The organism is Thermogemmatispora sp. (genome assembly GCF_019683635.1).
In the GTDB taxonomy this organism is placed as follows: domain Bacteria; phylum Chloroflexota; class Ktedonobacteria; order Ktedonobacterales; family Ktedonobacteraceae; genus Thermogemmatispora.
In genome coordinates this window covers 1-7,864 of record NZ_JADGIA010000231.1, presented here as the reverse complement: position 1 = coordinate 7,864, position 7,864 = coordinate 1, and the positions used below count along the sequence as shown (strand labels likewise).

Annotated in this window: 7 protein-coding genes; all 7 read right to left on the bottom strand. The window is 59.5% G+C overall.

Annotation, left to right across the window (positions count from 1 at the left end):
* Positions 1 to 80 precede the first annotated feature (80 nt).
* The 7 genes from IRZ31_RS18680 to pqqB all read right to left on the bottom strand — a co-directional run bounded on the left by IRZ31_RS18680 (position 81) and on the right by pqqB (position 7,173).
* Positions 81 to 2,642 carry a peptidase domain-containing ABC transporter gene (locus IRZ31_RS18680; RefSeq protein WP_297156438.1) on the bottom strand — a complete coding sequence of 854 codons (2,562 nt, stop codon included), beginning with the start codon at positions 2,640 to 2,642 and terminating at the stop codon, positions 81 to 83.
* A complete protein-coding gene (locus IRZ31_RS18675; RefSeq protein ID WP_297156436.1) occupies positions 2,639 to 3,244 on the bottom strand; it encodes a hypothetical protein in 606 nt (201 codons plus the stop codon). Before IRZ31_RS18675 ends, IRZ31_RS18680 begins: the two co-directional genes overlap by 4 nt.
* A 158-nt stretch (positions 3,245 to 3,402) precedes the next feature.
* The gene (locus tag IRZ31_RS18670) at positions 3,403 to 3,645 is read right to left on the bottom strand and encodes a DUF2630 family protein (RefSeq protein WP_297156434.1); all 243 of its coding nucleotides are present in this window, start codon (positions 3,643 to 3,645) and stop codon (positions 3,403 to 3,405) included.
* A 111-nt stretch (positions 3,646 to 3,756) separates the two neighbouring features.
* Positions 3,757 to 4,995: a pyrroloquinoline quinone biosynthesis protein PqqE gene (gene pqqE / locus IRZ31_RS18665; RefSeq protein WP_297156432.1), complete on the bottom strand. Its 1,239-nt coding sequence runs from the start codon at positions 4,993 to 4,995 to the stop codon at positions 3,757 to 3,759.
* Positions 4,996 to 5,083: 88 nt separating this feature from the next.
* Positions 5,084 to 5,389, bottom strand: coding sequence for a pyrroloquinoline quinone biosynthesis peptide chaperone PqqD (gene pqqD / locus IRZ31_RS18660; protein WP_297156430.1), 306 nt, complete (start codon positions 5,387 to 5,389; stop codon positions 5,084 to 5,086).
* A complete protein-coding gene (gene pqqC / locus IRZ31_RS18655; RefSeq protein WP_297156428.1) occupies positions 5,386 to 6,162 on the bottom strand; it encodes a pyrroloquinoline-quinone synthase PqqC in 777 nt (258 codons plus the stop codon). The genes pqqD and pqqC overlap by 4 nt, the downstream gene beginning before the upstream one ends.
* 84 nt (positions 6,163 to 6,246) lie before the next feature.
* The gene (gene pqqB, locus IRZ31_RS18650) at positions 6,247 to 7,173 is read right to left on the bottom strand and encodes a pyrroloquinoline quinone biosynthesis protein PqqB (RefSeq protein WP_297156426.1); all 927 of its coding nucleotides are present in this window, start codon (positions 7,171 to 7,173) and stop codon (positions 6,247 to 6,249) included.
* Between the last annotated feature and the right edge of the window lie 691 nt (positions 7,174 to 7,864).

The following is a 7,864-nucleotide window of genomic DNA, read 5'->3' as shown; positions in this document are numbered from 1 at the left end:
GGATGAGTGGGGGCAAGAGAACGGGGGATCTGGAGAGGGAGCGTTAGCAATGGAGGCCAGGCTCGGAGCGGAGCCGCACCTTAGCAGGCGCCTGCGCGAGCCTGGCGTTCCTCCTGTTCAAGTTGTTGCCGCATAAGCTGGGCGTAGTAGCCATTCAGCTGGAGTAGCTGCTCGTGGGTACCCTGCTCGATGATCATGCCATCGTGCATGACCAGGATCAGGTCGGCATCGCGGATGGTGCTCAGGCGGTGAGCGATAATAATCTGCGTGCAGGGATAGGCGCGCAGGTTCTCGGAGACGCGCTGTTCAGTAAGCACATCGAGATGGCTTGTGGCCTCATCGAGGAGCAAGATGGCTGGTTCATTGACCAGGGCGCGTGCGAGGCAGAGGCGCTGCCGTTGACCTCCCGAGAGGGCGCTGCCACCTTCGGCCACCGGAGTATCGTAGCCCAGCGGCATGCGCATAATATCCTCATGAATAGCCGCGGCGGTTGCCGCTTTCACGATCCGCTCATAGGGAACATTAGGGTCATTGAGGGTGATATTCTGCAAGATGGAGCCACTGAAGATCTGGCTATCCTGGAGAACGACGCCGAATTGACGCCGTACCTCCTGGTAGTTGAGCTGGCTCAGCGGCAGCCCATCGTAGTAGATCTCGCCTTCGGTTGGCGTGTAGAGTGCCAGCAAGAGCTTGCCCAGCGTGCTCTTGCCCGAGCCAGTGCGCCCAACAATGGCGACTTTCTGACCCGGCTCAATACGAATGTTAATCTGCTTCAGCACTCGTGGCGAATCTGGTCCATATTGGAAACTCACATTCTGCACGTGAATGCGCCCGCTGAGTCGCGGAGGCAACTGAGCCTTCTCAATGTCCTGTTCTGGCTCTGCCGTCGTGACGTCGGTCAGTCGCTCCAGGTGAGCGTAGAGGATCTGGAACTGTTGTCCACTGCTGACGAGCGAAGCCACTGGGGTCAGGAAAGCGCTGGCCAGTGTATTGAGGGCGAGCATGGTACCGACGCTGAGATGGCCATTGAGGACCTGGTAGGCGCCGATCCACAGGAGGGCGATCGGCGAGAAGATCCGCAGAATCGTCATGGCCGTATTGATGCCGGCCTGTAGATAGCTGAGGCGCAGGGTGATATTCAAACGCTCATAGAAGAGATTCGACCACCGTTCGAGAGCACGCTGCTCGGCACCGGCGGCCTTGAGCGTGGCCATTCCGGCCAGGGTTTCTGCCAGATAGCCCTGAGCCTTGCCTTGGGCCGCCAGATCGCGGCTGGCCAGGTCCAGCACAATGCGATGGGTCCCCAGAAGGACCAGCACCTGCAGCAGTCCCAGGCCAAGGGTCAGGAGCGCGAAGATTGGCGATTGCCAGAGCAGGATGAAGAGATAAGCGATGACAGTGCCGCTGTCAAGCAAAGTTGAGATAAGCTGGTTGCTCAACGTGTCGCGGATGATTGTGTTGCTCCCCAGGCGTTGCAGTAGGTCGCCACTAGAGCGCTGTTGAAAGAAGCTGAAGGGCAGGGTGAGGAGATGCTCAAAGAAACCGAGCACCAGCTGGATGTCGACGCGGGCCCGCAGATAGACCAGCAGCCACTCGCGAAGGATTGTGGTTGTGGCCTGGGTGGCGAGGAGCAGCAGCAGGCCAAGGCCCAGGATGCCCATGATATCGACCATGTGAGCTGGCAGGATCTGATCGATGACGATCTTGGTGAGCAGCGGCAAGAGCAGGCCAAAGAACTGCAGGAAGAGCGAGGCTCCGAGCACCTGAAACAGGGTGCCGCGCGTTTGGCGGGCGAACTGCTTGACCTGCATCCAGAGAGTAACGCGGTGAGCGCTACCTTCGGTGCTGAAATGCACTCCTGGTTCGAAAAGGATCACAATGCCGGTGAAGCCGGCGTCGAATTCCTCGGGGGTGAGTCGCTTACGCCCCCAGGCGGGGTCGATGACTTCGACCCAGCGGGGTGTCCAGTGCTCAACGACGATGAAGTGCTTAAATTCCCAGTGGACCACTGCCGGAAGCGGAACAGCTTGGAAGTCCTCGGTGCGCTGCAACGAGATGGCGCGTGTGCGCAAGCCATAGCTTCGGGCTGCTTTGACAATGCTCAGAGCTGAGAGGCCGTCGCGCCCCAGACCATGCCGCATACGCAGCTCGGAGACTGAGGTAGGGCGTCCGTAGTAGTTGAGGATCATCGCCAGACAGGCATAGCCGCACTCGACGACGTTCATTTGCGTGAGGGGACGGACACGCCGCCGTCGCCATCCTCGGCCAGACCAGGTCTGCTTTCTGGCGCGCTTACTGTGCGTGCCTGCCTCGATCGCCGGCTTGGTCTGACCCTCTTGCTGAGGGGGCCGGGCCTCCGCTGCTGTGGGCTGCTGCTGCTCGCCTGCCAGCCTGCCTTCAACAGTGGCGGCGGGCGCTGCTGGGGTCGCTGCTGGCGCTGGCTTCTGCCTGACTGGCAGACGCAGATGAGGACGAATAGCTGGATAGTCGCCCTCCTGCTGGAGGACGATCGGACGAATACGCCGCCGCTTGAGCGGTCGACGTGCAGTGATATATTCTTGTGGATCGAAGATGTCTACATAGTCGCGATCCTGAGTTACTTCCTGTCCATACTGTCCTTGCTGTCCATTGTCGTGTATCATAACGCTCCCTGGCCTCCCAACAACATCCCAACCCCTGGCAGCAAGTTGATGAGGCGAGTGAAACCGGTCTGTACCTGCGCTGTCAGACCCGTTCCAGCATAGATGCTGGCTGAGAGCTGCTGGCCTAATGGTACCAGTACAGCTACAGAGGGGCGCGTGACCGGTGGTGACGCCTGGTGCGTATTAGCCGTAGTATAGTAGGTGCAGGCGGTGGCAGGGCTGGTGATTCCTGGCAAAATGCGCACTATGTGACTATTCAGCGTGAGATTGGTGGCTGGTAAGGTAATTTGCACAGGTTGCCCTGGTCGCAGCCTCTGGTGTGCTTCCCAGGGAAGGAAGATCAGCGCAAAGGCCCCCTGTGGCTGCAACTGGAACCGCTCGCTGGAAGCTTCCGCGTCTAGTACCACGCCCGGGCCAACGGTGTAGGTCGGGATCTCCGTTGTCCAGGCGAGCGCTGCGGCAGCGAAGAGCAGCCCGAAGAGGAGCCAGAGCAGCACAGGTACGGGCAGTGCCATGAAATGCGGGAGAATATCTTTTTCTCGCCCATAGAGATGATGCTGCAGTGCACGCTGACGAAAAATAGGACGTTGATGTACTTGCATCGATCTTATTCCGCCTTGCTACCAGAAGGAATAGAGAAAGAGCCTCTAAGTGCATTATATGAAGTGGACCAATTGGGCGAGGGGAAGGTATGGAGAGAAAGGACAGAGAGGCAGCCTGGCTGCCTCTCTGGGAATAGGCAGATCTTGGGCAGCGGGCGCTATTGCAGGTAATGCTCAACGATACGAGGATCGCGAGGCTGAGCCTCATCGGGGTTGAGGTGAGCATGGCGGCGAGCTCGCCGCTGGCGCAGCAGGTCCCAACACTGATCAAGGCGAATCTCTAGCTCTTTCATGCGCACGCGCTCCTCGTCCGTGAGTCCCTCTTCTTCCGCCTTCTTAAGCAGTTTGTGTTCCTCATCTACCAGTTCTTCAATACGCTGCAGAATTTCCGCATCATCCATCGCTAGCAATTACCTCCTCTCTTGAACGATCGCACAGCGGTCTACCTGCAATGCTTCCATGCTGGTTGTCTCCAGCTACAGCATAAAGATAAAACTCAGAGGTGCCCCAGCTTATTCCCCTGGGCAGGATTTAGGATTGGTGCGGAAGTGGATGGGTATCAGAGGCCGCCCATCGGGGGCAAAAGGGCTGTGGAAACTGGACGAGGAGCCTGACTGCTGCTCAACCTCGCTGAGGATGGCCAGCAGACGGGCGCGGTGAGGAGAGAGACTACAGGCGGGGTCGGTATTGGCGGCATCGCCTGTCAACAGGAAGGCCTGGCAGCGGCAACCGCCGAAGTCCTGCTCACGCAGCGGGCAGCTCCGGCAAGGCTCAGGCATCCAGTGGCTGCCGCGGAAGCGCTCAAAGGCCGCTGATCGCTGCCAGATCCAGGTCAGGGAATGCTGGCGCACATTGTCAAAATGCAGGTTGGGAATGATGCGGGCGGTCTGACAGGGCAGGGCCTCACCGTCGGGGGTAATGGTCAGATAACGGCGGCCCCAGCCATACAGGCAGGGCTTGGGGCGTTCAGCATAGTAATCGGGCCAGACGTAGATGACTTCCATGCGTCCGCGCAGGCGCTCCTGGGCAGCGCGCACAATCATTTCGGCCTGCTGCACCTGAGCTTTTGTGGGGAGCAGCGCGACTTTGTTGTAGAAGGCCCAGCCCAGGTACTGCGTGCTGGCCAGCTCCAGACGCTGAGCGCCCAGCCGCTCGGCCAGGTCGATCATCGCTGGCAGGCGCTCGATGTTGCCGCGGTGAAGCACCACATTGATCGTCAGGGGCAGGCCGCAGGCGTTGACCAGGCGAGCGGCCTCTAGCTTGTGCTCATGAGCGCCCGGGCAGCCGGCGATGCCGTCGGCCAGGGCGGCTTCGTCAGCCTGGAAGCTAATCTGAATGCTATCAAGACCGGCTTCCTGCAATTCCTGTAGACGGCGCCGTGTCAAGCCAAGGGCGCTGGTGATCAAATTGGTATAAAGACCAACAGTGCGAGCGCTATCAACTAAGGCTGGCAAATCGCGCCGTAGGAGTGGCTCACCGCCAGAAAAGAGCAGATGTAGAACCCCGAGGGTGGCGGCCTCTCTGATCACGCGCTGCCACTCGCTAGTCGTCAACTCAGGCTGCCGCTGATCTGAGAGAATCTGAGTCGGATTCGAGCAGTAAGGACAATGGAGCGGACAGCGATAGGTCAGCTCGGCCAGCAAACCGAATGGCCGCAGCGTCCTGCCCGGGGCGGTCTGGAAAAGAGCACCCTCCGGCTGGTGTGTGTCGGGTGAGGAAGGTGGCTTCATCTGCTGCTCGTTGAGCGTCATCGTAATTGTCCTCTCTGGCTATGCAACCTGTCTGGCGACCTATCCTGTGCTGAGGCTGATAGCGGGCTACGGAGAAGGCGGACCTGATCTACTCTAGCCAGGCGACGAGATTCTGGTCCCGCAGCGAACAAAGATATTCGTAAACATCATCCTCCAGCTGTTCGGGACTGGCCTCGTAACGGTTCGCTAGCTCTCGAAGGATATCGGCCAGCGTATGCTCGCCGTTGCAGAGCTGCAAGATAGCAGCTGCGGTCTCATTGAGCATCATCACTCCCTCGGGATAGAGCAGAATAGGCTGCTGGCTGAGACGATCGATTTCTAGCCGTGCCCTGGGAAGCAGGCGAGGGCGCAGCATCTTTGGAGAGGGAAAGCTGCCTGCGCTAGACGTGCTCATAGGCGACCTTCCTGTGGAACGGCAGTGGGGGCGCTGGTGCTGGCCGCTGTCAGTGCCGGCTCGCCAGGCCAGGGACCGTAGGCGAACTGCAGGGCGTCGAGCATACTCCAGAGCACGTCACATTTAAAAGCGAGTGCCTGGACAGCACCCTCCTGAAGCTGGCGCGTTGTGCAGTAGCGCACAGTCAACTCCAGAGCCTGCGCCGCGTCGCGTGGTGCCTGCAGCAAACGTGCCCGGAAATAGGCCAATCCCTCCGGGTTGATCCAGGTGTAATAGCGCTCGAAGGCGGCCAGGCGCTCGCTCATCAGATCGGGAGAGAACAGCTCAGTCAACGAGGAGGCTATGGCCAGAGGCCACGGCTGCTGACGGGCGAAAGTCACATAGGCTTCGACGGCGAAGCGGACGCCAGGGAGCACATGCCGTCCGCTCAGCACCTCCTCGCGTGAGAGACCACTTGCTTCAGCCAGTTTCAGCCAGGCTTCAATACCGCCCTCATCCTCGCGCTCGCCATCGTGATCGCTGATGCGGTGAAGCCAGAGCCGGCGGACCTCTGGAAGAGGGCAATTAGCAATAATTGCTGCATCTTTCATAGGAATGTGCTGCTGATAATAGAAGCGGTTCACGATCCAGGCGCGGATCTGCTCAGGAGTAAGGGCGCCCCGATTCATGGCCTGATGAAAAGGATGGAGATGATGATAGCGAGTCATGCCAACGGCTCGCAGTTGGGTGACGAAGGTCTCGCGGTCCCAAGGCTCAAAATGCGCTATGCTCATAGTAGCTCCTCTCTTCGCTCTTGCTTGCTTTTTTATCCACCCTGCGATCCTCTCTTAGCAGCATGCGAGGCGAGGGCGAGCGGATCATAGCCGCAGCTCCAGCCCGTCCCAGCCGATGATGATTCCGGCAGCGCGCACGGTGGCATGCTGGGGTGAGTCTTCGACCAGGACCGGGTTGGTGTTGTTGATATGGGTATAGACGCGGTAAGGAACAGGGAGATGTGTTAGCCAGGCCAGACTGCCCGCTGGCCCGCTGATTGGGAGATGACCCATACTGCTTGCTGTTGCCTGGATGAGTCCCTGCTCCTGCAGCTCATTCTCGCTCCAGAAGGTACCATCAAGGAGAATAGCATCGCAGGCCCGCAGGTAGGGCTGCAGCTGCTCCTCTTGCCGGGCTAGTCCTGGCAGGAAAAGCAGACGTCCACCAGTCTGCACATCCGTGAGATAATAGCCAACGCGGAACGGGGAGTCGGTTGCGAGCGTACTGACCTCTGCGAGGTAGCGCGGAGGCTTGCCGGTCAGAGGGATGGCCTGGTAGAGAAGGCCGCTTGTGTGGCCCGCCGCAGTGGGCAGCGGAGCCAGCTCTTCGGCGGGTTCACGCCACTCGACGCAGCAGTAATGAGCGAGCAACTGCGGTAGGGCCAGTCCCTGGCGCAGGGCTTGCTGAACTGCCGCAGGCGCATAGATAGTCAAAACGGAACGCTCCCGAAGGAGCAGAAGGCCGAGGGTATGGTCGAGGTCAGCATCGGTCAGCAGAATGGCCTCGATAGGCGTGCCGCGCCTGCAAGAGGCAGGGGGCCAGAGAGGCGGAAAACCTTCAAGCTGAGCGCGCAGATCGGGGGAGGCATTGAGTAGAAACCAGCGCTCGCCGTCGGCGCTCACCGCCACACAAGACTGTGTGCGTGCCTTCGCCTTCAGCTCTCCCGCACGTAGACCCCGGCAGTTCGAGCAATTGCAATTCCACTGCGGGAAGCCTCCTCCTGCTGCTGTACCGAGCAGACGCACCAACATTTTTCTTGTTTCTCTAATCCCTGAACGGGCTGCCTCTCCCTTCCATTTCAATCCTTGGAGGAGTTTTCTCACTTGCCGCAGCCCAGGCCAACACAGCAAAACCGGACAAGGCAAGGCATTGACCGGAGCCGGACGGGGAGCAGGGAGGAGACAGGACCTGCTCAGTCTCCGCCTCCTCCCTCTACCGCTCACCCTTCCTCTATTAGCGCCCTCTGCCTGCTCTCTCCCTGCCTAGCTAGCGCGGTACTACTGTCTCGTTTGAGGTTCAAACAACAGGAGTACGCCTGCATAGGCAGTGCACTCAAGGCTCACCGCAATGACTTCGAAGGACGGCTTGACCCACCGGGGCTTTTCTTGCATGTTGCTCCTTTCCCTTTTCAGGCTGCACAGAGTTCCAGCGCAGTACGCTGCTCAAGCACGCCTCTGCGGAGGACACTCTGACCATGCTCATCCATAGCCCTCCGCTCCTCACCCCGCCTCCTCTCTTACCAGTCAGCTTGCCCGCCAGTCCATCCTTCGAGATAACCGCTGACGAACTGGTGGGCAGCCCACCGGCCAGTGCCTCACTCTCTTTGGCCTTGCTTCGCTTGTGCGCTGGGCAAAGCTACACCTCCATTATAACCAACCCCAATAAATAATAAATGTATATCCATCTATGAGGCGAGATGAAGAGCGACAGGAGGGCTATCGG